Origin of the sequence: Zoogloea dura (assembly GCF_012927165.1) — a bacterium.
In the GTDB taxonomy this organism is placed as follows: domain Bacteria; phylum Pseudomonadota; class Gammaproteobacteria; order Burkholderiales; family Rhodocyclaceae; genus Zoogloea; species Zoogloea dura.
The window spans coordinates 374,900-398,843 of record NZ_JABBGA010000002.1 but is presented as its reverse complement, the minus strand read 5'-3'; the positions used below and the strand labels follow the sequence as shown (position 1 = coordinate 398,843).

Genomic DNA, 23,944 nt, shown 5'->3' with positions numbered 1-23,944 from the left:
CAGCGGCAATGTGGTCGGTACCACCACCACCGGGGCGGATGGCAGCTACCTGTTCAACAACCTGGCACCGGGCGACTACTCGGCCCAGGTGGTGGCGCCGACCGGCTACTTCCTGAGCGGCAAGGACCTGGGTGGCAATGATGCGACCGACAGCGACTTCGACCCCCTGACGGGCAAGACCGGGGTGGTCAACCTGAGCGCGGGCGAAAGCGACCTGAGCGTGGATGCGGGCCTGTACCAGAAGGCCTCCATCGGCGACCGGGTGTGGTCGGACAGCAACGGCAACGGTATCCAGGACACGGGGGAGGCTGGTGTGGCGGGCGCCACGGTGAAGCTGCTGGATGCCAGCGGCAACGTGATCGCCACCACCCAGACCGACGCCAACGGCAATTACATCTTCAAGGACCTGATGCCGGGGACCTACTCGGTGCAATTCACCGCGCCGGCGGGGTGCAGCTTCACCCTGAAGGACGTGGGCAGCAACGATGGTACGGATTCGGATGTGGGCGCCGTGCTCGGCACCACCAACCTGATCGTCAATGGCAGCTTCGAGTCCGGTACCACGGGGTGGCGCGGGCTGGGTGATACGGTCGAGGTGAGCACCGCCAGCTCCTTCGGGGTGTCCGGTGCCACCGGCAGCTACACGGCCGAGCTGGATGCCAACAAGACGGGCACGGTGACGGGCTTCTACCAGGACGTGGCCACCGTGGCCGGGCAGAGCTACCAGCTGAGCGTGGACCTGGCCCAGCGTTCGGGCACGGCGGCGTCCACCAACACCGTGGAGATCTGGTGGGAAGGCGTCAAGGTGGCCACGGTCGATCCGGCCTCCACCGCCCTGACCAAGTACAGCTTCACCGTGACGGCGGCCGATGCCTCCAGCCGTCTGGAGTTTCGGGAGCAGGCCGGTGACGACGACAGCGTGGGCGGGATCATCGACAACGTGCGTCTGGTGACGCGCAGCGGCGCCTCGGTGCAGAACACCATCCAGACCACCCTGGAGTCCGGCGAGAACGACATGAGCTGGGATGCCGGCATCTACTGCCCGCCGGCCCCGCCCGTCACGGCATCGATCGGTGACCGGGTGTGGGAAGACCTCAACTACAACGGCATTCAGGACGACGGCGAGGCAGGGATCGCCGGGGTCACCGTGAAGCTGCTCAATTCCGCCGGCAGCGTGGTGGCTACCACCACGACCAATTCGAGCGGCAACTACCTCTTTGGTGATCTCGCCGTGGGGGACTACAAGGTGCAGGTCGTGGCGCCCAGCGGCTACTACTACACCAAGCAGGACCAGGGCAGCAGCGATACCGCGGATTCGGATGTGAACAGCAGCGGGCTTACCAGCCTGACCACGCTGACGGCGGGTGAGGCAGACCTTTCCTGGGATGCCGGCCTGTACCGCAAGGCCAGTGTCGGTGACCGGGTGTGGATGGACGCGACCCACAACGGCTATCAGGACAGCTCCGACGTGGCGGCCCGCAACGTGGTGGTGAAGCTGCTCGATGCGTCGGGCAACGTGGTGGCCACCACCACCAGCGATGCAAACGGCAACTACAAATTCACCAACCTGGATCCGGGCCAGTACAAGCTGTTCTTCGACATGAAGACCCTGGACTGGTATGCCACCTCGGGCGTGCATTACTACTACGACCCGAACGGCAACTACTGGACGACCAAGGACTACGGTAGCAATGGCAACGACGCGATCGACAACGACGTAGCGGTGTCCGCGACCAATGCCACCCAGGGCTACACCGACGTGTTCACGCTCGTCTCCGGCCAGTACGACAACACCCGCGACGCGGGCATCTGCCCGATCGCCATCGACCTGGACGGCAATGGCATCCATACCATCGCCCGCGAGAACAGCAGTGGAAGTTTTGACCTGCTGGGCAATGGCACGGGGATCAAGTCCGGCTGGCTGAGCGGGGGCGATGGCTTCCTGGCGCTCGATACCAACGGCAACGGTCGTATCGACGATATCCACGAACTGTTCGGTGGCAACGGTGTTGGCCAGGGCTTTGCCAAGCTGGCCAGCTTCGACAGCAATGGTGATGGTCTGGTGGATAGCCAGGACGCACGCTTCGCCGAGTTGAAGGTATGGCGGGACGCCAACGGCAACCAGCAGACCGACGAGGGCGAATTGCTGAGCCTCAGCGATGCCGGCCTGGCCAGCCTGAAGGTGTCCTACGTGGCCCTGCCGGCCATCGACGAGCAGGGCAACCTGCATCTCGAGCGCTCCAGCGCGACCTTGGCCAACGGCGACAGCGTCGACATGACCGACGTGTATTTCAACGTTTCGGCAGAAGACGCAGCTGCAGCGGGCGTGGCGCTGCCCGACATGGCCTCCCTGCTGGGCAATGACCAGAGTGTGGATTGCATCCTCGGCCAGGCAATCCCGCCGCTTGCGGCCACTGCCACAGCGCCGTTGGCAGGCGAAGGTGGTCTGGCCACCCTGACCCAGTTGCTCAACCTCTATGACGATCAGCAGCCTCTTCTGATGGCCGCCTGATTCCCCTTGCCCGGCCGGAGTCCCTCCGGCCGGCTTCAAAAACCGGATGACCGGTTCCCTTTACCGCAGGAGAAAACCAAAATGAACTTCACTTCCCTCAAGAAGCCGGCCTTCGCCATGGCTGTTCTCGGCGTGCTGGCCAGCGCCTCCGCGCAAGCCAATGATCTCGTGATCTCCCCCGATCTGGCAGCACCTTCCTTCACGGTGGACGTGAGTGGCAGCAGCAAGGATGTGCTGGCGACGCTCTTCACCGTCAACGACCAGACCACCGGAACCTCCTTCCTGGCTTTCTGCTTCGAATTGCTGCAGAACATGAGTGCCGGCGCCTATGTGCCGCCCGGTCTGCCCTATACCGCAGGCTCGGTGGTGTCCGCTGCGACCCAGGCCCTGTTCAACCAGAGCTACGCCTCGATTGATCTGGGCAGCCAGGCCCAGGTTGCCGGTTTTCAGATTGCACTCTGGGAAACCCTCGACGACAGCAACCGGAGCTCCGGCACCTACACGAACTGGGTGGGTGATACCGGGTCCGCCGTCGAGATCAATGCCCTGGCGGTGGCCGATGAGCTGCTGACCAAGGTGCGCAGCGGTGCCCCGAGTACCGCCAATTACCTGCTCACCACCTGGAACAATGCGACCAGCCAGGACTTGATCCAGGCGGTGCCTGGCGGAAACCAGGTGCCCGAGCCGAGCACCGCATTGCTGGGGGCGCTTGGTCTGGGCAGCCTGGTGGCGCTGCGCCGTCGCTGGAATTGATGAGTCCGGGTGGTGCCTTCGCAGGTACCCCCGGTGTTTTTTCGCAGGGCGGAGAAGGGGGGCACCCCCTTTTTCCGTTCTCCGCGGGCATTTTCCGCAAGGGCTGAAAAACCGCCGGATGGAGGGCGGAAATCCCCCTGTAGAATTTGCGGCCATCATGGACGGTTCCGGCTCACTCTGATCGCTTCCGTCTCCTTGCCTGGCTTTCCAATCCGAGGTTCGCATGCAGTTGAGTCGTTTCTGCCTGGCCCTGTTCATGGGGTCCGGTCTTGCATTCCAGCTTGCCCCTGCCGCTGCCGACGTGGTGCTCGGCAATTCTTCCTTGCCCGTCATCGAGGGCGCCGGCCGTCCTGACAGTGAGGCAATCAACAGGGGCCGAAGCGCGCTGCGAGCCCGCAATCTGGATCAGGCCGAGAAGTACTTCAGCGAGGCCTACCGGCAGAATCCCGCCTCGGTGGAGGCCATGCTCGGTCTGGCCGTGATCAGTCATTCCCAGGGGAAGGCCAAGCTCGCACGGGACTGGATGGCCAGTGCCGTAGCCATGGCGCCGGGCCAGCCCGCGGTGCTGCAGGCCCAGGCCCGGCTGCTGGTGGAGCAGGGGCTGCCGGCTTCCGCCGAAGAGAGTTACCGGGCAGCCATTGCAGCCAACCCGGAGGGGCTGCAACTCAAACTGGATCTGGCCAGCCTGTATACCGACAGCCTGCGCAAGCCGGGGCAGGCTGTCACGTTGTTGCGTGAGGCGCTCAAGCAGAAGCCCGATTCGGTGGATATCCTGTATCAGCTGGCCCTTGCCTACATGGCCGATGGCCGCCTCGACGAAGCGGCCCGGCCCCTGGATGACGCCCTGCGCCGTGACCCGGCAGAGCCCCGCATGTTGCAGGCACGGGGGCTGGTGGCCCAGCGCCAGGGGCAGGCAGAGCGGGCGCTCGAGTACTTTGACAAGGCCCTTGCCGCGAAGAAGGATTTTGTCGGGGCGATGATCTCCCGCGGCGATGCGCTGCAATTGCTCGGCCGTAGCGAGGCCGCCGTCGAGGCCTATCGCAAGGCAATCCCGATGGCTCCGGCGAGTGCGCTGCCCCATGCCTTGCTGGGGCAGGCCCTCAACCGTCTAAAGCGTCCGGCGGAGGCGGAGAAGGCTTACCGGGAGGCACTGCGGCTCGAGCCCGACAATTTCCGCGTCGCCAACAATCTAGCGGTACTGCTGGCCGGCCAGAAGACCGGCCTCGACGATGCGCTGGCGATGATCCGCCGGGCACTCGAGCGGGAGCCGAACCGGGCAACCTATCTGGATACGCTGGGGCTGGTCCAGCAGGCGCGGGGCGACAAGGCCGCCGCGCGTCAGGCCTTTGAGCGGGCCGTGGCGCTTGAGCCTGGCAATAGTGAGTTCCGCCTGCATCTGGCACAGTTTGGGAATGCTCCGCAGGCTGCTCCGGCGCCGGCTCCGGTGCCTTCCTCCGCGCCGGTACCTGCTGCGGCGGTGGCTGCCAAGGTCCCTGCACCCGCGGCACCCACCGCAGTGCGTCCAGCGGTGGCCGAGGATCCGGCTGTTGCCGTGGCTGGCCGCCTGGAGGCCTGGCGTCAGGCCTGGGAGTCGAAGGATGCCAGGCGTTACCTGAGCTTCTACGCCGCCGCGTTTGTGCCTGCCGACAATCGGGCCCGCGGCGCCTGGGAGGCTGACCGCCGTGCCAAGCTCGACAAGAAGGGGGAGATCCGCGTGCAACTCGGCGCCCCGACCTTCAAGGCGGAGGGCGAGGTGATGGCTGTCAACTTCGAGCAGCGCTATCAGTCCGGGAGCTATAGCGATGCCGGCCGCAAGCGCCTGGAATGGGTGCGCGAAGCCGGCGAGTGGAAAATCCGCAGCGAACGCCAGCTCTGAGCGGGGCTGGGTTCAGGCGGCCCGCTGCCAGCGGCTGCCGCCAGCGCCCTTGGCCACATACATGGCCTTGTCGGCGCGGGACAGCAGCCCCTGCAGGCCATAGCCGCAGTCAGGGTAGGTGGCGACCCCGATGCTCACGCCCAGGCGGCAGCCCGGCAGGTCTGCCGTGGGTAGCGTGGAGATGGCATTGACGAGGCGTTCGCAGAGCGGATCGATATCGATCTCCTTGTAAGCCTGGGGACACAAGAGGATGAATTCGTCGCCACCGAGGCGCGCCACCAGGTCGGTGCTCCGCGCCGCTGCGGTGAGGGCGCCAGCGACCGCCTTGAGGATGTCATCCCCCGCCGAATGACCGAAACGGTCGTTGATCGGTTTGAAGCCGTCCAGGTCGAGCAGGAGCAGGGCACCGTTGTCCTTGTTCTGGCGGGCCCGCAACAGCAGAGCCTCGGCTCCTTCCTCGAAAGCCTTGCGATTGGCGATCCCGGTCAGTGGATCCTGGCGTGCCTGGCTGCGCCAGAGCAGGCCGGCCTCTTCCGCTGCGCGATGGCGACGGATCATGCCGAGCGCGAGGGCGATGAAGTTGAGCAGGGCGAGCAGGAAGGCGCCGCTCTGGATTGTGCGCAGGTCACGGGTGCGGCTGACCGAGTCATGCTCGAGCACCGAGGTGAGCTGGTTCATCAGGTCGAGGATGGCGGTGTTGTGCTGCACCAGGTAGTCGGCGGCGGGCTCCAGGCGGCCCGGCAGATGGCCGCGATCGTCGTGGAGCAGCGCGCTGAGAGGCCCGACGAGGCTGCGTGCCCGCTGCACGATCCGGGCGGCTTCGCCATTGACGGCCCGCAGGGCCACGCGATGGCCATCGCCGCCGGTTGCCTCGCCACCTTCATCGAAGGCCCGCAGGGTTTGTTCGAACAGGGTGAAGGCGGTGTTGATCTCCCGCCGGGCATTCTCGGGGCTTTCGCCGCTGGTCGGGCGGGTGGCCAGCAGCAGGGCCTTGGTGGTCTGCTGGGAGAGCATCCGCTGGCGGCCGGCCAGGTTGATGGCGACGGCATCTTGGGCCACCTGTTCGGCGATCCACAGGTTGCTCAGCAGGGCGACCAGATCGAAGACGACGAACAGGACGATCGCCGCAACGATGCGGGGGGTGGAGCCGATGGACGGGGCAACCAGTCGGAACATGGCGTCGGGCATGGGTGGGGAGTCGCAGGGCCTGTTCCCAGCATAACGACTGCACGGGAAGAAGCTGGAGTTTCTCTGCCCGGAATGGGAAATGCGGCCCGGAGGCCGCATTTCAGGGTGCTGCGTGAAAGGGCTCGGACTCAGTCCTTGAAGCGCTCTTCCAGGGCGGCGATGGCGGGCAGGGTCTTGCCTTCGAGGAACTCCAGGAAGGCGCCGCCACCGGTGGAGATGTAGCCCACGTCGTCGGCGATGTCGAACTTGGCGATGGCCGCCAGGGTGTCGCCGCCGCCGGCGATGGAGAAGGCCTCGGAGTGGGCGATGGCGGAGGCCAGCATCTTGGTTCCGCCGGCGAACTGGGGCAGCTCGAACACGCCGACCGGGCCGTTCCAGACGATGGTGCCGGCATTGGCGATGATCTCGCCGAGGCGGGCCGCACTCTTCGGGCCGATGTCCAGGATGCGGTCGTGGGCCGCCACGTCATCCACGGAGATCTTGTTGGCACGGGCCAGGGCCGACACTTCGTCGGCCACCACCACGTCGGTGGGCAGGGGCACTTCGGCACCACGGGCCTTCATGATGTCCATGATGGCGTGGGCTTCCTTTACCAGGTCGGGCTCGGCCAGGGATTCGCCGATGCGCTTGCCGGAGGCCAGCAGGAAGGTGTTGGCGATGCCGCCGCCGACGATCAGCTGGTCGACCTTGTCGGCCAGGGACTTGAGGATGGTCAGCTTGGACGACACCTTGGAGCCGCCGACGATGGCCACCAGCGGGCGGGCGGGGGCGTGCAGGGCCTTGCCCAGGGCGTCGATCTCGGCGCCCATCAGCATGCCGGCGCAGGCCACCGGGGCGAAGCGGGCGATGCCATGGGTGGTGGCTTCGGCCCGGTGGGCGGTGCCGAAGGCGTCATTCACGTAGATGTCGCAGAGGGCCGCCATCTTGCGCGCCAGCTCTTCGTTGTTCTTCTTCTCGCCCTTGTTGCAGCGGCAGTTCTCGAGCAGCACGACTTCGCCCGGGGTGACTTCAAAACCGCCATCCACCCAGTTCTGGATCAGGCGCACCGGCTTGTGCAGCAACTGGCCCAGGCGCACGGCGACTGGCGCGAGGCTGTCATCGGCGTTCAGCTCGCCTTCGGTCGGACGGCCCAGATGGGAGGTGACCATGACCGCCGCGCCGCCTTCGAGGGCGTACTTGATGGACGGGATCGAGGCGCGGATGCGGGTGTCTTCGGTGATGTTGCCGGCGTCGTCCTGGGGTACGTTGAGGTCGGCACGGATGAAGACCTTCTTGCCCTTGACGTCGAGGTCGGTGAGTTTCTTGACTTGCATGATGATGTTCTTCGGGTCGTCGGAATGAAAACGCCCCGCACGGGGCGGGGCGTCGATACGGCGGTATTACCGGGCGGCCACGAAGGCGCGGGCCGCGTCGAGCATGCGGCAGGAATAGCCCCACTCGTTGTCGTACCAGGCCAGGACCTTGACCAGCACGGAGCCGTCTTCACCCTTGATGACGCGGGTCTGCGTGGCATCGAAGGTGGAGGAGACGGTGGTGTGGTTGAAGTCGGAGGACACCAGCGGTTCGGTGTTGACGGCCAGGATGCCCTTCAGGGGGCCGTTGGCCGCGGCGGTCATCAGCTCGTTGATCTCTTCCTTGGTGGTGGCGCGATCAGCGGTGAAGGTCAGGTCCACCAGGGACACGTTGATGGTAGGCACGCGCAGGGCAAAGCCGTCCACCTTGCCGACCAGTTGCGGCAGCACCAGGCCGACGGCCTTGGCGGCGCCGGTCTTGGTCGGGATGATGTTGGCGGCGGCGGCACGGGCGCGGCGCAGGTCCTTGTGGCGGACGTCCACGGTCACCTGGTCGTTGGTGTAGGCGTGGATGGTGGTCATCAGGCCCTGCTTGATGCCGACGCTATCGGCCAGGATCTTGGCGACCGGGGCCAGGCAGTTGGTGGTGCAGGAGGCGTTGGAGACGACGGTCATGCCGGCTTTCAGGGCGCCTTCGTTCACACCCATGACGATGGTGGTGTCCACGTCGTCACCGCCGGGGGCGGAGATCAGCACGCGCTTCGCGCCCTGGTCGAGCAGGGCCTGGGCCTTGGCCTTGGTGGTGTAGGCGCCGGTGCATTCCAGCAGCACGTCCACGCCGTGGCTACCCCAGTTGACGCCCTTCGGGTCCTTGGTGGAGTAGAAGGGGATCTTCTTGCCATCGATGATGATGATGTTTTCGCCTTCGGTCTCGACCGGGGTGGCGAAGCGGCCATGGGTGGTGTCGTACTTCAGCAGGTGGGCGTTGGTGGCCAGATCGCCGGAGGCATTGATGGCAACCACTTCGAACTCGTTCTGCAGACCCTGCTCGTAGATGGCGCGCAGCGTACAGCGGCCGATACGACCGAAACCATTGATGGCGACCTTGATGCTCATCGATTCTTCTCCCTAGTCTAAATCACACAAAATCAAATTCGGCGGGCGCGGCCAGAGGGCCGCGCGTGCTGTGAGGCGCTTGGCGGCGCGTCAGGCAATGACCTTCTTCACCGCGGCGGCGACGGCCTCGGCGGTGATGCCGAAATACTTGAACAGCTCGCCGGCCGGAGCGGACTCGCCGAAGCGGTCGAGACCGATCACCTCGCCTTCGAGGCCCACGTACTTGCGCCAGCCGTCGGTGACGCCGGCTTCCACGGCGACCCTGGGCAGACCCTTGGGCAGCACGCTGGCGCGGTATTCCGCGTCCTGGCGGTCGAAGACGTTGGTGCTGGGCATGGAGACCACGCGCACCGCGATGCCGGCTTCGGCAAGCTGCTGCTGGGCGGCCATGGCGAGGGCCACTTCGGAACCGGTCGCTATGATAACGGCTTGCGGGTGGACCGGCTGTGACGCAGTGCCCGCTTCGGACAGCACGTAGCCGCCACGCCGGATGTCGGCCAGCTGCGCGGTGCTGCGGGCCTGGAAGGGCAGGTTCTGGCGCGAGAAGGCGAGGGAGGTCGGGCCGGCCTTGCGCTCGATGGCCGAGGCCCAGGCCACGGCGGACTCTGCGGTGTCGCAGGGGCGCCAGACGTCCATGTTGGGAATCAGGCGCAGGGTGGCGGTCTGCTCCACCGGCTGGTGGGTCGGGCCATCTTCGCCGAGGCCGATGGAGTCGTGGGTGAACACGAAGATCTGGCGCAGCTTCATCAGCGCCGCCATGCGCAGGGCATTGCGGGCGTATTCGCTGAACATCAGGAAGGTGGCGGTGTAGGGGATCAGGCCGCCGTGCAGGGCCACGCCGTTGGCGATGGCAGCCATGCCGAACTCGCGCACCCCGTAATACACGTAGTTGCCGCCGCTGGTCTTGCTGACGCCCTTGGCGCCGGACCACAGGGTCAGGTTGGAGCCGGCCAGGTCGGCGGAACCGCCGAGGAGTTCGGGCAGCTTGGGCGCAAAGGCTTCGATGCTGTTCTGGCTGGCCTTGCGGGTGGCGATGGTCTCGCCCTTGTCGGTGACCTTGGCCAGCACGGCGTCCACGTGGGCCGCCCAGTCGGCGGGCAGCTCGCCGGCCATGCGGCGGGTGAATTCGGCGGCCAGCTCGGGGAAGGCGGTGGCGTAGGCGGCAAAACGGCTGCGCCATTCGGCTTCGGCCGCAGCGCCCTTGGCGCGCGCATCCCAGGCGGCGTAGACGTCGGCGGGGATCTCGAAGGCCGGGTGATTCCAGCCGATGTGGGCGCGGGTGGCCTCGATCTCGGCGGCGCCCAGGGGAGCGCCGTGCACGTCGTGGCTGTCCTGCTTGTTGGGGGCGCCGGCGCCGATGATGGTCTTGCAGCAGATCAGCGACGGGCGGCCGGTCTCGGCCCGGGCGGCAGCGAGGGCGGCCTCGATGGCTTCGGGATCGTGGCCCTGTACATCGCGCACCACGTGCCAGCCGTAGGCCTCGAAGCGCTTGGGGGTGTCGTCGGTGAACCAGCCCTCGACGTGGCCGTCGATGGAGATGTTGTTGTCGTCGTAGAAGGCGATCAGCTTGCCCAGGCCCCAGGTGCCTGCCAGCGAACAGGCCTCGTGGGAGATGCCTTCCATCAGGCAGCCGTCACCCAGGAAGACATAGGTGTTGTGGTTGACGATCTCGTGGCCGGGGCGGTTGAAGTCGGCGGCGAGGATCTTCTCGGCGAGCGCCATGCCGACTGCGTTGGTGATGCCCTGGCCGAGGGGGCCGGTGGTGGTTTCGACGCCGGGGGTGTAGCCGACCTCCGGGTGGCCCGGGGTCCGGCTGTGCAACTGGCGGAAGTTCTTGAGGTCGTCGATGGACAGATCGTAGCCGGTGAGGTGCAGCAGGGCGTAGATCAGCATCGAGCCGTGGCCGTTGGACTGAACGAAGCGGTCGCGGTCGGCCCACTGGGGATTCGCCGGGTTGTGGCGCAGGTGGCGACGCCACAGCACCTCGGCGATTTCGGCCATGCCCATGGGGGCACCGGGGTGGCCGGAGTTGGCTTTCTGGACGGCGTCCATGGCCAGCGCGCGAATCGCGCCAGTCAGGGAGTTGAAGACGGGCGGCTTGACGTTACGCGAAGAAGACATCGAAGAACCTTCGGCCGGGGGAACGGCGCGCAAAGACCGCAATTATCTTTGATTTACCTGCACTTGGGTAGCCTTGCAGGGGAATTGCACGGGGGGGCTTTCGCATGCCTTCACGGAATGGTCGGGGTCCTGCCGGGTCTGGCAGGCGTGGGCGGGTCGCCGGCCATGCGTCTGTCGGGCTCTCCTCAGACCCACTGCCTGCGTCGTTCCATCAGCTTCCAGATCAGCGGGGTGAGGATCAGCTGCATCGCCAGGTCGAGCTTGCCGCCGGGCACCACGATGGTGTTGGCGCGGCTCATGAAGCTGTCGTGGATCATGCGCAGCAGGTAGGGGAAGTCCACGCCGCGGGGGTCGCGGAAGCGGATGATCACCATGGATTCGTCGGCGGTCGGGATGTCCCGGGCGATGAAGGGGTTGGAGGTGTCCACCATGGGCACCCGCTGGAAGTTGATGTGGGTGTGGGAGAACTGGGGAACGATGTAATGCACGTAGTCGTGCATGCGGCGCAGGATGGTCTCCTGTACCGCCTCCAGGGAATACCCGCGGGTCTTGGTGTCGCGGTGGATCTTCTGGATCCATTCCAGGTTGGTGATGGGGACCACGCCAATCAGCAGGTCGGCGTGGCGACAGGTGTTCACCTTGTCGGTGATCACGGCGCCGTGCAGGCCTTCGTAGAACAGGCAGTCGGTGTCCTGGGGGAGCTGCTCCCAGGGGGTGAAATCGCCCTGGCGCAGGCCGCGGCGGGCGGCTTCCTCGGCGCTGTGCAGGTAGTAGCGGCGCTGCCCGCCACCGGATTCGCCATAGGTACGGAAGAGCTGCTCCAGTTCCTCGAGCAGGTTGGCTTCCGGGCCGAAGTGGCTGATGCCGCGCTGGCCCTGGCTCTCTGCTTCGATGATGAGACGGCGGATCTCTTCCCGGGTGTAGCGGTGGAAGCTGTCGCCTTCGATGATGGCGGCATTGACCTTCTCGCGCCAGAAGATGCCTTCAAAGGTGTGTTTCACCGTGGTCGTGCCGGCGCCGGACGAGCCCGTCACCACGATGATGGGGTGCTTCATGGACATGACTGCTTCCCGAAAGTGAGTAGTTTTGGAACAGGCCACCTCGATGGACTGTTCCAAAAGCACTCGATCACGGGTCGTCAGGCCTGCGGGTAGTGCTTTCTAAAGCAAGAAACGGGCCGGTTTTGCTGCCGGCCCGGAGTCTCCCGGAAACGGATGGAGCTCAGGCGTGGGCATGCAGCCAGGTCCGCCATTGCTCGAACAGGGCTGGGCTGGCGGCGGCGATCACCGAGCGCTTGATGGCCGGCCCGGCGGTAAGCGGGGTGCCGCCAAGGGTGCTGTAGCTGCCGCCGGCTTCCTCGAGGATCAGGCGGCCTGCGGCGTAGTCCCACAGCATCTGCCCGCCGTGCAGATAAACATCGAGCCGCCCGGCCGCCACGTAGCACCACTCGAGGGCGCTGGAGCCGAAGTTGCGCTGGGAATAGTAGGGCGGCCGCACCGCCAGCTCGTCACCGAGGTGATGGCTGATGCGCTTGAAGTCTACGCCGGCGACGGCATCCTTGAGGCGCTCGGTGGGCTGGCGCATGGGCAGGGGCACGCCGTTGAGCCAGGCGCCGGCACCGCGTCCGGCATAGAAGGCCTCGTCGGTCACCGGGTTGTACACCACCCCGATCTGGGTCTTGTGATTGACCAGGTAGGCCACCGCCACGCCGAAGAAGGGGATGCCGTTGGCAAAGTTGGTGGTGCCGTCGATGGGGTCGATGACCCACAGGCCGCTGACACCCTCGTGCCACACCCGGCCCTGTTCCTCGGGCGTCATCTCCTCGCCAAGGACCGGTGCCATGATCAGTTGTGGCAGGCATTCGACCAGTGCAGCCTGGGAGGCCAGGTCGGCCTCGGTGAGCACGCTGCCGTCGGCCTTCTGCTCACGCACGGCGCGCAGGTAGCGGGGCAGGATGGTCTCGCGGGCCATCTTGCGGACCGTGTCTGCCAGGGTGCGGGCGTGTTCGAGGCGCTGGGCGCTGGTCATGGTCTCTGGTGCAAAAAGGGCTGGTGCCTGCCGGACTGTCCTGGGAATGGTGGCCTGCGCAGGCGGGTTGTATTGCGGGGCCGTGGAATCACGCGGTTTTGGCGATAATAGCATGATGACTCCACGCTTCTTCTGCCCCGGGGGGCTCGTCCCCGATAGCGATTTTCTCCTGCCGCAGGCGGTGGCCCACCACGCCGAGCGGGTCCTGCGCCTGTCCATTGGCGACGCGCTGGTGCTGTTCGACGGGGAGGGGGGGGAATGTGCCGGCACCTTGCTGACGCTGGGGCGCCAGGCCACCGCCCGGCTCGGGCCGCGCCAGCCGGTCGAGCGGGAGTCGCCAGTGCAGATCACGCTGGTGCAGGCCCTGGCCAGTGGCGACAAGATGGACTGGGTGGTGCAGAAGGCGGTCGAGCTTGGCGCGGTGGCGATCCAGCCGGTGGCGGCGGAGCGCTCGGTGCTCAAGCTGTCCGGCGAGCGTGCCGCCAAGCGGGTCGCCCACTGGCAGCAGATCGCGGTGGCGGCCTGCGAGCAGTCGGGGCGCAACCGCGTGCCGGCGGTCGGCGATGTGATGAGCCTCGAGCGCTATCTGGCCGGGCCTGCCGAGGGCCCGCGTTTTGTGCTGGCGCCGGGGGCTGAAGGGGCGTTGCGGCGCAAGGCCCGGCCTGCCGGGCCGCTGAGCGTGTTGATCGGCCCCGAGGGCGGGTGGTCGCCGGCCGAGCTGGAGCTGGCGGCGCGGGCCGGCTGCGAACCCCTGGCCCTTGGCCCGCGCGTGTTGCGCACCGAGACGGCGGGGCTGGCAGTGCTGGCGGCCTTGCAGACCTTGTGGGGCGATTTCCCGGGAGATGAGCATGTTTGAATCCGCTGAGCTGGGCCATCGCCTGTCCAGGGCCGACTATGCCGCCATTGAGCCGGAGCTGCGCACGGCCCTGCTGGAGGCCCAGTTCCGCCTGCTCGAGAGCAAGGCCTTCGCCACGGTGATCCTGATCAACGGTATCGACGGGGCTGGGCGGGGCGAGACGGTGAATCTCCTGCACGAATGGATGGACCCGCGCCACATGCAGGTCCATGCCTTCGACAATCCGTCCGAGGAGGAGCGGGAGCGCCCCTTCATGTGGCGTTTCTGGCGGGCCCTGCCGCCCAGGGGCAAGATCGGCGTGCTGTTCGGCAACTGGTATTCCGAGCCTCTCGGTGATCGGGCCCAGGGTCGCATCAAGAAGGCCCGCCTGGACCAGCACCTGTCGGAGTTCAACCGCTTCGAAGCCATGTTGGCGGCGGAGGGCGTGCTGCTGGTCAAGTTCTGGTTCCATCTTTCGCGGGCCGGGCAGAAGAAGCGACTGAAGGCGCTGGAGGCCAACCCGGATACCCGCTGGCGGGTACGCGACTCCGACTGGCTGGTCTATAAGGAATACGAGCGCTACCGTGAGGTGGCCGAGCACGTGTTGCGGCGGACCAGCACCGGCCTGGCGCCGTGGATCATCGTGGATGGTTCCGACCCCCAGTTCCGGGCGGTGAAGGTGGGGCGCACCCTGCTGGACGGCCTGCAGCGCAAGCTCGACGCCCTTGAAAAGGGCTTCCGGACTCGCCAGACGGCTCCGCCGCTGGCGCCGCCGGTGGATCAGCGCAACCTGCTCAATGCGCTGGTGTTGCGCCAGCCCATGGAAAAGAAGGACTACGACAAGCAGCTCGAGCGCCTGCAAGGACGTCTGGCGCTGGCGGTGCGCAGCGATGCCTTTGCCGCGCGCAGCCTGGTGCTGGTCTTCGAGGGCATGGATGCGGCCGGCAAGGGCGGTGCCATCCGGCGCGTCACCCAGGCCCTGGACACCCGCCAGTACCATGTGGTCCCGATCGCCGCGCCTTCCGACGAAGAGCGGGCCCAGCCCTATCTGTGGCGCTTCTGGCGGCGTGTCCCGCGGGATGGCAAAGTGGCGATCTTCGACCGCTCCTGGTATGGCCGGGTGCTGGTGGAGCGGGTCGAGGGCTTTTGCTCCGAGGCCGACTGGATGCGCGCCTATGCGGAGATCAACGATTTCGAGGATCAGCTGGTGTCTGCGGGGGCCGTGGTGGTCAAGTTCTGGCTGTCGGTCAGTCCGGAAGAGCAGCTCAAGCGCTTCCACGACCGGGAGGCGGAGGCCTTCAAACGCTACAAGATCACCGAAGAAGACTGGCGCAATCGGGAGAAGTGGCCGTTGTACGAACCGGCCGTCTGCGACATGATCGACAGGACAAGCACCGAGAATGCCGGATGGACGCTGGTGGAGGCGGACAACAAGTATTTCGCCCGGGTCAAGATCCTGTCCACCCTGGTGGAGCGGCTCGAGGCGGCGCTGGGGCACTGAAGCGCCCCATTGCTGGCCTGATGACACAGTTATGGCCCTAGAATGCGCTCTCCTTCTTCACATGCAGATCCCGACCGACCGTGAATCCACCTGACACCCTGCCTGCTGAACAGCTTGCCCAGCGCTTTGTCGCCTGGGTGCGGGCGGCTGCCCCCTATATCCATGCCTTCCGGGGCAAGACCTTTGTGCTCGGCTTCGGGGGCGAAGTGGCGGCGGGGCAGCTTGCCCAGGCCCTGGCCTACGACTGCAACCTGCTGGCCGCCCTGGGCGTGCGCCTGGTGCTGGTGCATGGTGCCCGTCCGCAGATCGAGGCCGAGCTGGCCCGTCGCGGCCTCCAGCCGCGCTATCACAAGGGCCTTCGGGTCACCGATGCGGCGGCCCTGGAATGCGTCAAGGCGGCGATGGCGGTGACCCGCATCGAGGTCGAGGCGCAGCTGTCGCAGGGGCTGCCGAACACCCCGATGGCGGGCAGCTTCATGCGGGTGACCGGGGGCAACTTCGTCACCGCCAAGCCGGTGGGGGTGGTGGACGGGATCGACTACGGTTTCACCGGGTCGGTGCGCAAGGTCATCGCCGAAGAGATCGCCGCCGACCTGGACCAGCAGAACGTGGTGCTGATGTCTCCCCTCGGTGTGTCCCCGGCCGGCGAGATCTTCAACATGAGCATGGAGGCCGTCGCCGAGGCCGTGGCGATCGCTCTGAAGGCCGAGAAGCTGATCTACCTGTGCGATGCCCCGGGCCTGCTGGACCCGAAGGGAGCTCTCATCGAGGCCATCACCGCCGACGACGCCGAGGCCATGCTGAAGGCCGGCGAGGGGCTTACCGAAGACCTCGACCTCTATCTGCCCTGTGCCATCCGCGCGGTGCGCCAGGGGGTCGGACGGGCGCACCTCATCGACCGCGACAAGGACGGTGGGCTGCTGCTCGAGTTCTTCACCCCTCAGGGGGTCGGCACCGTGCTGACCCGCGACCCCCTGTTCCGTCTGCGCGAGGCGACCATCGAGGACGTGGGGGCCCTGGGGAGCGTGATCGCCCCGATGGAGGCTGATGGAACCCTGGTGCGGCGCAGCCGCGAGCGCCTGGAGGAGGAGATCGAGCGCTTCACGGTGGTGGAGTACGACGGGGTGCTGGTCGGCTGCGCCGCGCTTTATCCCTTCATTGACGAGCGGGCGGCCGAGATGGCCTGCGTGGCGGTGGTGCCGCAGCACCGCAGGGCCGGCCTGGGCGAGATGCTGCTGCATCGCATCGAGAGCCGCTCCCGGGCCCTGGGGGTCGAGCGCTTGTTCGTGCTGACGACGCGTACTGCCGACTGGTTCCGGGAGCGGGGCTTCCGTGAAGCGCCGCCCGAGGCCCTGCCCCGGCAGAAGCGTGAGATGTACGATGTGAGCCGGCGTTCGAAGGTATTCATGAAAACATTGTGAGAGTCCGACAGACCTTCTCTCCTTCCCGCGTGGCTGCGGCGCTGGCCTCCTGCATGGCCGGCGCCCCGGCCTGGGCGGCCCTGCCCGACAGCATGGCCTCCCCGGAGGTCACGGTGGCCGCCGGGCTGGCGATGATGCTGGGTCTGGCGGGGGGCGGTTACTTGCTGGCCCTGCGCCGCGAGCTGGCAAGCCTGCGCAGCCGCGCCCCGGATGGGCCGGTGCGTCCTGTGGCAATCGAGGCGGAGCCGCCGGAGGATGACCGGACGCGCTACTTCCGGCAGGCCGAGGCGGCCGATGGCATCGAGGGCTGGAGCGACCAGGATGGTCGCTTCTTCCATGTGAGCCATGCGGTCGAACTGGTCGCGGGCTATACCTGCGAGGAGGTCCTGGCCGGCGGCCTGATCGACACGCTTGTTTACGACCGGGACCAGCGTTACTGCCGTGAACTGGTGCAGCGCGTCATGCAGGGCGGCATGCCGGCCCAGTGCGAGCTGCGGGTCATCACCCGCGCCGGCGCCCAGATCTGGATGGCCTGCCGCCTGCTGCCGATCCGCAACGAAGCCGAGCGCCTGCTGGGCCTGCGCCTGTCGATGACCGACATCCAGGCGCGCAAGGAGGCCGAATACAAGCTGCTCGAGACGGTGGCCGCCCTGCGCCGGGCCCAGGCCCTGTCAGAGCATTACCTGCGCCGCAGCAATGAGGAGCGTTCCCGCCTGTCGGCCTTGCTGGACGTGGTCCGCATGGGCATCCTTTTCATGGATAACGACCGGCGGGTGGTCTATTGCAACCGGGCCTTCTACGACATCTGGAGCCTGCCTGCCGGCGAGGCCTTCGTCGGAGTGCGGGACGTCGTGCTGCAGCAGCGGGTCAGCCAGCTGCTGGCGGATCCGGCCGGCTACCTGCAGCATGTGGCGGGTGTGCTGCAGCTCAGCGAGCCCAGCGAGGCGGTCGAGATCCGTTTCAAGGACGAGCGGGTGGTGCGCGAGTTCTCGCGGATCGTGCCGGGGCCTGACGGAGAGGGCACAATCGGGCGGATCTGGGTCTTCGAGGATGTCACCGAGCAGCTGCAGGTGGCCGATCAACTGATGCGGCTTGCCGAGCGGGACCCCCTGACCAGCCTGTTCAACCGCCGGCGTTTCCACGAGGAGCTCGAGCGCATGTTGGCGGACGGGCGTCGCCAGGGCGAATCGGTGGGCCTGCTGGCCATCGACCTGGATGGTTTCAAGCCGGTCAACGACCGCTACGGTCACCAGGCGGGGGACGAGGTGCTGGTGCGTCTGGCAACGGATGTCGGCGCGGTGATCCGCCGCAACGAGATGTTCTTCAGGCTGGGCGGCGACGAATTCGCCATCCTGGTGCCGTCGGCGGGCGCTCAGGAGCTGGCCGAGCTGGCGCGTCGGGTGGGGACCACCATCGCCGGCCTGCGCTTCTCCTTTGGGGCGGAGGCCGTGTCGGTGAGCGCCAGTATCGGCATCGCCCTGGGGCCGCGCCACGAGAACGACAGCGAGCGGCTCATCGGTGCGGCCGACCGGGCCATGTATCTTGCGAAGGCGATGGGTGGGAACTGCTGGGAGTTCGCGCGCGATGCGGGCGGTGCGGAGCTGGATAGGACTCCGCCGGCAGGCTAGAATCCTGCCATGTTCCGGGGCGGCGCCGCTGGCCCGGATTCCCAACTTCAGAGGTGATACATGGCAAGGATGGTCAATTGTGTGAAGCTCGGTCGCGAGGCCGAAGGTCTGGATTTCCCGCCCCTTCCCGGCGAGCTCGGCAAGAAGGTGTTCGAGAACGTTTCCAAGGAAGGCTGGCAGCAGTGGGTCAAGCACCAGACCATGCTGATCAATGAAAACCGTCTGAACCTTATGGACGCGCGGGCCCGCAAATACCTGTCCGAGCAGCTGGAGCGCTATTTCTTCGGTGGTGGTGCGGACCAGATCGGTGGCTACGTTCCGCCCCAGTCCTGATCCCGCTGTACGTCCTGCCTCAGGATGTGGAAGGCTCCGTCTCCGACGGGGCCTTTTTTATGGCCGCCGGCATCGGAATGCCCTGCTCCAGGCTGTACAGCCAGGCCAGCAGTTCGGCCACGGCCACGTAGAGCTCGGGTGGAATGCGGGCGTCCACGTCCACCTGCATCAGCAGGGCCACCAGTTCGGGAGATTCATGGACGTACACGCCGGCTTCCCGGGCCCGGGAGATGATCTCCGAGGCGATCAGCCCGCGGCCCTTGGCGACGACGGTCGGGGCGGCGTTGGCGGCGTTGTAGGCCAGCGCGACCGCTTCGGCGCGTGGTTCGGCGGGGCGCTCAGGGCTGTTCATCGGGCACCTTCAGTTCCGCCACCAGCCCGGTCAGCGGCACGTTGGCGGCGGCCAGCGCGTCGGCCAGGCGCTGCTGCCCGGCCTCAAGCCGGTCGCGGCTGTCGGCCTCGCTGGCGATGAGCCGCACAGCGACTCCTGCCGGTGTGAGATGCAGGCGGGCTTCGATGCCGCCGAGGCCGGGCATGGTCAGGCGCAGGGTGGTGTTCCAGTAAGGGTCGGGCTCGCCGTCCTCGCCGCCTTCGCGTCCTTCCGGGTCTTCTATCTCCCACTCCATCATCTGGCCGGGCCAGGCCTGGCCTTGCCAGGCAACCTGATGGGTGGCGAGGGCGTCCAGTTGCTGGTGTACCAGGGGCACGAGTCGCTCTGCTACGGGCTGGGCCTCGGCCTTGAGCAGGACGCCGGTCGCGCCGCTCCCGGCTGAGGATGCCTCCGCTGCGTCGCCGCCGGTGATGGCGGCTGCAAGAGAGGGGAGTGGGCTGCTGCGGCCCGATTCGGTGCCGCGAGTGCCGTGGGGGGCTTCCTTGCCCTGAGGTTCGCGAAGCAGGCTTGCGGTGTCGATCTGACCGGCCAGCCAGCGGGCCTGGTGGGATTCGTAGAACAGGCCGCTACCACTGACCGCGCTGCCCAGCCGGCTGGCCAGCTGGTTGATGGCTTCCTGGTTGCCAGGGGCTGCGGTGATGAGGGGTTGTCCCCCGCTCAGGCGCGCAGTGCCGGCTGGCGGCTGGCCGGTAAGCAGAAAGCTGATCAGTTTGCCGGTCTGGCTGAGGGCTGGTTTGTCGCCGGCCGTGGGTTGGGGCTGAGCCAGGCTGGCGAATACGGCCTGCGGTGTGACATGGCTGACGACGAGTTCAAGGGTGTCGCCCGATTTGACCGAGGGCGGCAGGGACAGGACCACCTCACGACCGTTCACGCGGCCCTGATAGGTATTGTCTTGGTTGGCCTGGTGAAGGGTGGCGGTGATGCGCTCTCCGGGCGTGAAGTCCGGAAGCCGGGATGATATTGCCCTGACCCGGTTGAGGGGCGCAACGGTGGGCTCGCCCGAGAAGAAGCTCGCTTCGGTGAGCATCCGCAGGCGGGAGGCGAGGTCGCTGGGAATCATGGCGTTTCGCCCGCCTGCGCGTTGAGGGTTCAGCTGACGTCAGGGTCGCCGTACGCTGATCGTACGTTGCGCGCACGTGTGCCGCCGGACAGCAGCTGGCGCACGTTGTCCATCCAGGGTTCGGTATGGACGCGGACCTCCTTGTCGTCATCGAGGATGCGACGGATCAGCGCCATCTTCTTCTTGCGCTCGTCCTCCGACATCTGTCGGGGCCGGCCAGGAAAACCCAGTGCTTCTTCGACGCCAAGGCGGTCCCGCAGGGAGGCCACCTGGCGCTCGAGCCGGGTCAGTCGGTCCCAATCATTGGCGCGGGCAGCATCCACCATTTCGGTGGAGTAGTTACTCATCTGTTCAAGAAGGGCGAGGGAGCTCATGCAGTATCTCCGGGCTTTCTTAGCGTTGGACCTGGTCGGACGTGCCGATTTCTTCCCAGGCGCCTTTCAAATCATTCAGCAATCGGGTGACTTCGTCCAGCGCTGGCTGGCTATTGTGCAGGTTGGCATACACCAGGCGTTGGGTCATGTAGTCATAAAGGGCGCCCAGGCGCTCGGCCAGTTCGCCGCCAGCTTCGTAGTCGAGGCTGACCTTGAGGCCGTTGGTGATGATTTCGATGGCCTGCGAGATGGCCTTGCCCTTGGTCGGGACGTCCCGGATTTCCAGGGCGCTGCTGGCCTTGCCGATCTGCAGCAGGGCGCCTTCGAAAAGCATCAGGATGAGCTTGTGGGGGTCGGCCGTCGTGACGCCCGTCTCCACGCCGATTTCGGCGTACATGGCGGCAGAACGACGACTAGCCAGGCCAAACGACATCATGTTCTCCTGGGGTTAGAGGCTGTTGAGCAGGGATAGCTGCTGGCTGAGGTAGCTGCTGGTGGTGCTCATGCTGGCCATTGAGGTGTCCAGGGCCGTGAATTGGGCCCGGTAATTTTTTTCGATCGCGGTAAGGCGATTGTTGAGCGAATCAATCTGCTTGCTGATGCTCCTGACGCTGGAGTTGAGACCGTCGGTCCGTGCGGAAACCACTCCGCCGGTCTCAAGGAGCTGCGTCGTGGCCGTTTTCACAGCGCTGCCATAGACACCGATGGCGCTGGCCACTGCAGAGAAATTCGTGCTCACCGCCTTGTCGAACTTGGTGCTGTCGATCTTGAGGCTGCCATCCGTCTGGAAGGAGATCCCCATGTCGCCCAGGCTGCGCACCGAACTGCCTGCCAGCTCGGCGGGCAGGTTGCTGAGTGCGGAACGGATCTGGCTCTGGACGTTGCGCAGCGACGCATCGCCGTTCAGGACTGCGCCCTTCTTCGAGCTGGCATCGTAGGCGCTCAGGCTCTTGATCGAGGAGTTCAGGGTGTTGTAGGCATTGACGAAGGTGTCGAGCTTGGACTTCAGGTCTGCGTTATCCCGGGAGACGGTCAGCGTGGTCGTGCCTGTCTTCGAGAGCTCAAGCGTCACTCCGTCGATGGCATTGGTGATCGTGTTCCCGCTGGTGGCGATGGAGATGCCCTGGATCTTGACCACGGCGTCAGTGGCAGCCTGAGTCTGGCTGAATGCGCTGGAGACCCCAATGGTGCTGCCAGGGTTGTTGGGGTCGATGAAAGTCGCCGTGCCGGACAGGCTGACGGCGTTGGCTGTGCCGCCGCTGGTGGCTGTGAGCAGCAGGTTCTGTTTGCCGCCAGTATCGGTGACGATGCTGGCATTGACCCCGGCTCCGGCATTGTTGATGGCGTCACGTACTGCGGCCAATGTGTTCTGGCTGCTTTCGAGCGTGATGTCGACGGTCGTGCTGCCCTTGGTGATGCTCAGGGTCCGGCTGCTGTCGGAGCCGAAATCGAGCACTTGTGCGTCTGCCGCGTAAGTCGGGCCGAGGGCCAGTCGTTGGCTTGTGGCGAGCGTCGTGACTTCAAGCGAGTAGCTGCCGGCAACTGCCGAGTTGCTCGTGCTTGCCGTTGCGATGGTGGAATCGGCAAGGCTTGCCTTGTAGGCGGAAAAAGATGCCGTCGCGCTTTGTCCGATTGCCGGCGTCAGTGCTTTTGCCGCCGCCTGCAGGGACGAAAGATTGCTCTTGATCGTTCCCAGGGCGGAAATCTTGGACTGGTAGCTGCTCTGCTGCGACTGGAGTTTGCTAAGTGGCTGTCTTTCAATGGACATCAGGCCGGTCACGATCGACTCGACGTTAAGCCCGGAGCCAATCCCTGCCGAAGAAAGTGTTGCCATGATGTACCCCCGTCTTGCTGTGTTGCTGCTGTTTGGAATTACGGCTGCGACGTCTCAAACTTGAGAGCCTGCCCGGATATTCAATCCCTTTGCATGGACCATGCCAATTTGCCGATGGTTGCCTGAAAATGAAAAAAACCCGCCGTGCCGGCGGGTTTTGACAGGTCGTGCTGATGACGTGCCCTGCAGCCAGCGCTACATGGGGTCAGGCTTGCTGCTTCACCAGCAAGCCTTGAAGCTTGTCGAGCGCCTTGGCGATCTCCAGTACTTCCTGGGAGGGAATCTGCCGGATGACCTTTTTGGATTCCGTGTCGATGACTTTGACCACCGGCACACCGACATCCTCGTCTATCGAGAACTGCAGGCCGTTGGCATTTTGCTTGATCACGTCCTGGATCTGCTTGACTGCCTGCGTCAGCTGCTCGCTGCTGGGCTGGACTGCGCCGTTCTGGGCGAGGGCCTGGATGTCCTGGACAGGGGCGGCGGTGTCGGGGGCGGCTTCCGCCTTGCGAGCAGCGGCAGTCCCCTGGCTTGCCGGAGACAGGGTCTGGAGTGCGTATTGGGTGTTGCTCGCGTTGATTGGCTGGATGCTCATGATTGTTTCCCCATTGTGCGAGCAGCGTCACCCTGCTTGAACCGGGTGACGCTGCGGTACTACCGATCCGTGCTTAGCGGAGCAGCGACAGCACGTTGTTGGGCATGCTGTTGGCCTGGGCCACCATGGCGGTGCCGGCTTGCTGCAGGATCTGGGCGCGGGTCATGTTGGCGGTTTCCTTCGCGAAGTCCGCATCCATGATGCGGCCACGGGAGGCGTTGGCGTTCTCGGAGGCGACCTGCAGGGTCTGCACCACCGAAGTGAAGCGGTTCTGCACGGCACCCCAGTTTGCGCGGGCGGTGTTCAGTGCGTTGATCGCGGTATCGATGGAGGCGATCGCTGCGCTGGCGTTCGATACCCCGGCGCTGCCTGCGCCGGAGATCGTCGCGCCGCTGATCGAGCCGGCGGTGGTGGTGCCGAAGGTGCCGGAGGCCAGGCCCACCTGGCCGCTGGTCACGGCGATCGAGTCGGTGGAGGCGGTGCCGGCGCCAACCTGGAACGAGAAGTCCGAGGTCACGCTCAGCACGTTCTGGCCGTTGAACTGGGTGCCGGAAACGACCCGTGCGATTTCCTGGTTGAGCTGCTGGAATTCGGTGTCAAGGCTGGCGCGGTCGCCGCTGCTATAGACGCCGTTTGCAGACTGGACGGCCAGTTCGCGCATCCGCTGCAGGTTGTCGGTGATGGCCTGCATTGCGCTTTCAGCGGTCTGCGCCATCGAGATGCCGTCGTTGGCGTTGCGGATTGCAACGTCGAAGCCCTTGGCCTGGGCGTTCATGCGGTCGGCAATGGCCAGGCCGGCGGCGTCGTCCTTGGCGCTATTGACGCGAAGGCCGGACGAGAGGCGCTGGACAGATTGCGACAGACTGGATTGGGAAGTGCTCAGGTTCCGTTGCGCATTCAGCGACATCGGATTGGTGTTGATTGTGGCAGCCATTTTGGTTCTCCTTCATTCCGTTCAAGATAAGCGTTTCGGCTTAACTTTGGTTCGCCTTGCCCGGTGAGTTAAGGCAACCGCCGTTGATTTCATTTACGGGATGTGCCATCGGAACTTTAGAAAATTATTGACTTTTTTGCTTTTGTGTGAAT

At 65.8% G+C, this 23,944-nt stretch carries 21 protein-coding genes; 8 read left to right on the top strand and 13 right to left on the bottom strand.

Annotation, left to right across the window (positions count from 1 at the left end; genetic code table 11):
* From HHL15_RS04635 to HHL15_RS04625, 3 genes are all read left to right on the top strand, one after another.
* The coding region (locus HHL15_RS04635) for an SdrD B-like domain-containing protein (RefSeq protein ID WP_206198580.1) at positions 1–2,512 on the top strand (2,512 nt) is incomplete at its 5' end.
* Between the two features lie 81 nt (positions 2,513–2,593).
* The gene (locus HHL15_RS04630; RefSeq protein ID WP_169144643.1) at positions 2,594–3,265 is read left to right on the top strand and encodes a PEP-CTERM sorting domain-containing protein; all 672 of its coding nucleotides are present in this window, start codon (positions 2,594–2,596) and stop codon (positions 3,263–3,265) included.
* A 223-nt stretch (positions 3,266–3,488) separates the two neighbouring features.
* Entirely contained in the window at positions 3,489–5,141 is a 1,653-nt protein-coding gene (locus tag HHL15_RS04625) for a tetratricopeptide repeat protein (RefSeq protein WP_169144642.1), read from the top strand.
* A 12-nt stretch (positions 5,142–5,153) separates the two neighbouring features.
* On the opposite strand, the gene HHL15_RS04620 is transcribed toward HHL15_RS04625, so the two are convergent.
* The 6 genes from HHL15_RS04620 to HHL15_RS04595 all read right to left on the bottom strand — a co-directional run bounded on the left by HHL15_RS04620 (position 5,154) and on the right by HHL15_RS04595 (position 12,886).
* Positions 5,154–6,329: a GGDEF domain-containing protein gene (locus HHL15_RS04620; protein ID WP_169144641.1), complete on the bottom strand. Its 1,176-nt coding sequence runs from the start codon at positions 6,327–6,329 to the stop codon at positions 5,154–5,156.
* Positions 6,330–6,457: 128 nt separating this feature from the next.
* On the bottom strand, positions 6,458–7,642 hold the full coding sequence (locus HHL15_RS04615) for a phosphoglycerate kinase (protein WP_169144640.1): 1,185 nt from the start codon (positions 7,640–7,642) through the stop codon (positions 6,458–6,460).
* A 66-nt stretch (positions 7,643–7,708) separates the two neighbouring features.
* On the bottom strand, positions 7,709–8,737 hold the full coding sequence (gene gap, locus HHL15_RS04610) for a type I glyceraldehyde-3-phosphate dehydrogenase (protein WP_169144639.1): 1,029 nt from the start codon (positions 8,735–8,737) through the stop codon (positions 7,709–7,711).
* Positions 8,738–8,827: 90 nt separating this feature from the next.
* Positions 8,828–10,858 carry a transketolase gene (gene tkt / locus HHL15_RS04605; protein ID WP_169144638.1) on the bottom strand — a complete coding sequence of 677 codons (2,031 nt, stop codon included), beginning with the start codon at positions 10,856–10,858 and terminating at the stop codon, positions 8,828–8,830.
* Positions 10,859–11,043: 185 nt separating this feature from the next.
* Positions 11,044–11,919 carry a phosphoribulokinase gene (locus tag HHL15_RS04600; RefSeq protein ID WP_169144637.1) on the bottom strand — a complete coding sequence of 292 codons (876 nt, stop codon included), beginning with the start codon at positions 11,917–11,919 and terminating at the stop codon, positions 11,044–11,046.
* 160 nt (positions 11,920–12,079) lie between these two features.
* Positions 12,080–12,886, bottom strand: a complete 807-nt coding sequence (locus HHL15_RS04595) for an inositol monophosphatase family protein (protein WP_169144636.1) — start codon at positions 12,884–12,886, stop codon at positions 12,080–12,082.
* A 115-nt stretch (positions 12,887–13,001) separates the two neighbouring features.
* Between HHL15_RS04595 and HHL15_RS04590 the strand changes: the two genes are divergently transcribed.
* The 5 genes from HHL15_RS04590 (at position 13,002) to HHL15_RS04570 (ending at position 18,604) form a co-directional block, all read left to right on the top strand.
* Positions 13,002–13,742, top strand: a complete 741-nt coding sequence (locus HHL15_RS04590) for a 16S rRNA (uracil(1498)-N(3))-methyltransferase (RefSeq protein ID WP_169144666.1) — start codon at positions 13,002–13,004, stop codon at positions 13,740–13,742.
* Entirely contained in the window at positions 13,735–15,222 is a 1,488-nt protein-coding gene (pap, locus tag HHL15_RS04585; protein WP_169144635.1) for a polyphosphate:AMP phosphotransferase, read from the top strand. The genes HHL15_RS04590 and pap overlap by 8 nt, the downstream gene beginning before the upstream one ends.
* Before the next feature lie 80 nt (positions 15,223–15,302).
* Positions 15,303–16,643, top strand: a complete 1,341-nt coding sequence (gene argA / locus HHL15_RS04580; RefSeq protein ID WP_328824990.1) for an amino-acid N-acetyltransferase — start codon at positions 15,303–15,305, stop codon at positions 16,641–16,643.
* On the top strand, positions 16,640–18,271 hold the full coding sequence (locus HHL15_RS04575) for a sensor domain-containing diguanylate cyclase (protein WP_328824989.1): 1,632 nt from the start codon (positions 16,640–16,642) through the stop codon (positions 18,269–18,271). The genes argA and HHL15_RS04575 overlap by 4 nt, the downstream gene beginning before the upstream one ends.
* 60 nt (positions 18,272–18,331) lie before the next feature.
* Complete coding sequence (locus tag HHL15_RS04570) at positions 18,332–18,604, top strand: oxidative damage protection protein (protein ID WP_148577660.1); 273 nt, start codon at positions 18,332–18,334, stop codon at positions 18,602–18,604.
* Between the two features lie 19 nt (positions 18,605–18,623).
* Here HHL15_RS04570 and HHL15_RS04565 read toward each other — a convergent pair whose 3' ends face one another.
* The 7 genes from HHL15_RS04565 to HHL15_RS04535 form a co-directional block, all read right to left on the bottom strand.
* Positions 18,624–18,956 carry an EscU/YscU/HrcU family type III secretion system export apparatus switch protein gene (locus HHL15_RS04565; RefSeq protein WP_169144634.1) on the bottom strand — a complete coding sequence of 111 codons (333 nt, stop codon included), beginning with the start codon at positions 18,954–18,956 and terminating at the stop codon, positions 18,624–18,626.
* Positions 18,943–20,055: a flagellar hook-length control protein FliK gene (gene fliK, locus HHL15_RS04560; RefSeq protein ID WP_169144633.1), complete on the bottom strand. Its 1,113-nt coding sequence runs from the start codon at positions 20,053–20,055 to the stop codon at positions 18,943–18,945. Before fliK ends, HHL15_RS04565 begins: the two co-directional genes overlap by 14 nt.
* 29 nt (positions 20,056–20,084) lie before the next feature.
* Positions 20,085–20,429: a flagellar protein FliT gene (locus tag HHL15_RS04555; RefSeq protein ID WP_169144632.1), complete on the bottom strand. Its 345-nt coding sequence runs from the start codon at positions 20,427–20,429 to the stop codon at positions 20,085–20,087.
* A 19-nt stretch (positions 20,430–20,448) separates the two neighbouring features.
* On the bottom strand, positions 20,449–20,865 hold the full coding sequence (gene fliS, locus HHL15_RS04550) for a flagellar export chaperone FliS (protein WP_235943218.1): 417 nt from the start codon (positions 20,863–20,865) through the stop codon (positions 20,449–20,451).
* Positions 20,866–20,877: 12 nt separating this feature from the next.
* Positions 20,878–22,263 (bottom strand): flagellar filament capping protein FliD, encoded by a 1,386-nt coding sequence (fliD, locus tag HHL15_RS04545; protein WP_169144631.1) that lies wholly within the window; start codon positions 22,261–22,263, stop codon positions 20,878–20,880.
* 205 nt (positions 22,264–22,468) lie between these two features.
* Positions 22,469–22,858 carry a flagellar protein FlaG gene (locus HHL15_RS04540; protein WP_169144630.1) on the bottom strand — a complete coding sequence of 130 codons (390 nt, stop codon included), beginning with the start codon at positions 22,856–22,858 and terminating at the stop codon, positions 22,469–22,471.
* A gap of 73 nt (positions 22,859–22,931) precedes the next feature.
* Positions 22,932–23,792 carry a flagellin N-terminal helical domain-containing protein gene (locus HHL15_RS04535; RefSeq protein WP_169144629.1) on the bottom strand — a complete coding sequence of 287 codons (861 nt, stop codon included), beginning with the start codon at positions 23,790–23,792 and terminating at the stop codon, positions 22,932–22,934.
* Between the last annotated feature and the right edge of the window lie 152 nt (positions 23,793–23,944).

Coding starts and splice junctions, on each gene's coding strand:
- HHL15_RS04535 (WP_169144629.1), bottom strand. CDS start 23,792: ATGGCTGCCACAATCAACACCAATCCGATGTCGCTGAATGCGCAACGG.
- HHL15_RS04590 (WP_169144666.1), top strand. CDS start 13,002: ATGACTCCACGCTTCTTCTGCCCCGGGGGGCTCGTCCCCGATAGCGAT.
- tkt (WP_169144638.1), bottom strand. CDS start 10,858: ATGTCTTCTTCGCGTAACGTCAAGCCGCCCGTCTTCAACTCCCTGACT.
- HHL15_RS04565 (WP_169144634.1), bottom strand. CDS start 18,956: ATGAACAGCCCTGAGCGCCCCGCCGAACCACGCGCCGAAGCGGTCGCG.
- pap (WP_169144635.1), top strand. CDS start 13,735: ATGTTTGAATCCGCTGAGCTGGGCCATCGCCTGTCCAGGGCCGACTAT.
- gap (WP_169144639.1), bottom strand. CDS start 8,737: ATGAGCATCAAGGTCGCCATCAATGGTTTCGGTCGTATCGGCCGCTGT.
- HHL15_RS04570 (WP_148577660.1), top strand. CDS start 18,332: ATGGCAAGGATGGTCAATTGTGTGAAGCTCGGTCGCGAGGCCGAAGGT.
- HHL15_RS04600 (WP_169144637.1), bottom strand. CDS start 11,919: ATGTCCATGAAGCACCCCATCATCGTGGTGACGGGCTCGTCCGGCGCC.
- HHL15_RS04625 (WP_169144642.1), top strand. CDS start 3,489: ATGCAGTTGAGTCGTTTCTGCCTGGCCCTGTTCATGGGGTCCGGTCTT.
- fliK (WP_169144633.1), bottom strand. CDS start 20,055: ATGATTCCCAGCGACCTCGCCTCCCGCCTGCGGATGCTCACCGAAGCG.
- HHL15_RS04630 (WP_169144643.1), top strand. CDS start 2,594: ATGAACTTCACTTCCCTCAAGAAGCCGGCCTTCGCCATGGCTGTTCTC.
- fliS (WP_235943218.1), bottom strand. CDS start 20,865: ATGATGTCGTTTGGCCTGGCTAGTCGTCGTTCTGCCGCCATGTACGCC.
- HHL15_RS04540 (WP_169144630.1), bottom strand. CDS start 22,858: ATGAGCATCCAGCCAATCAACGCGAGCAACACCCAATACGCACTCCAG.
- HHL15_RS04595 (WP_169144636.1), bottom strand. CDS start 12,886: ATGACCAGCGCCCAGCGCCTCGAACACGCCCGCACCCTGGCAGACACG.
- HHL15_RS04555 (WP_169144632.1), bottom strand. CDS start 20,429: ATGAGCTCCCTCGCCCTTCTTGAACAGATGAGTAACTACTCCACCGAA.
- fliD (WP_169144631.1), bottom strand. CDS start 22,263: ATGGCAACACTTTCTTCGGCAGGGATTGGCTCCGGGCTTAACGTCGAG.
- HHL15_RS04620 (WP_169144641.1), bottom strand. CDS start 6,329: ATGCCCGACGCCATGTTCCGACTGGTTGCCCCGTCCATCGGCTCCACC.
- HHL15_RS04615 (WP_169144640.1), bottom strand. CDS start 7,642: ATGCAAGTCAAGAAACTCACCGACCTCGACGTCAAGGGCAAGAAGGTC.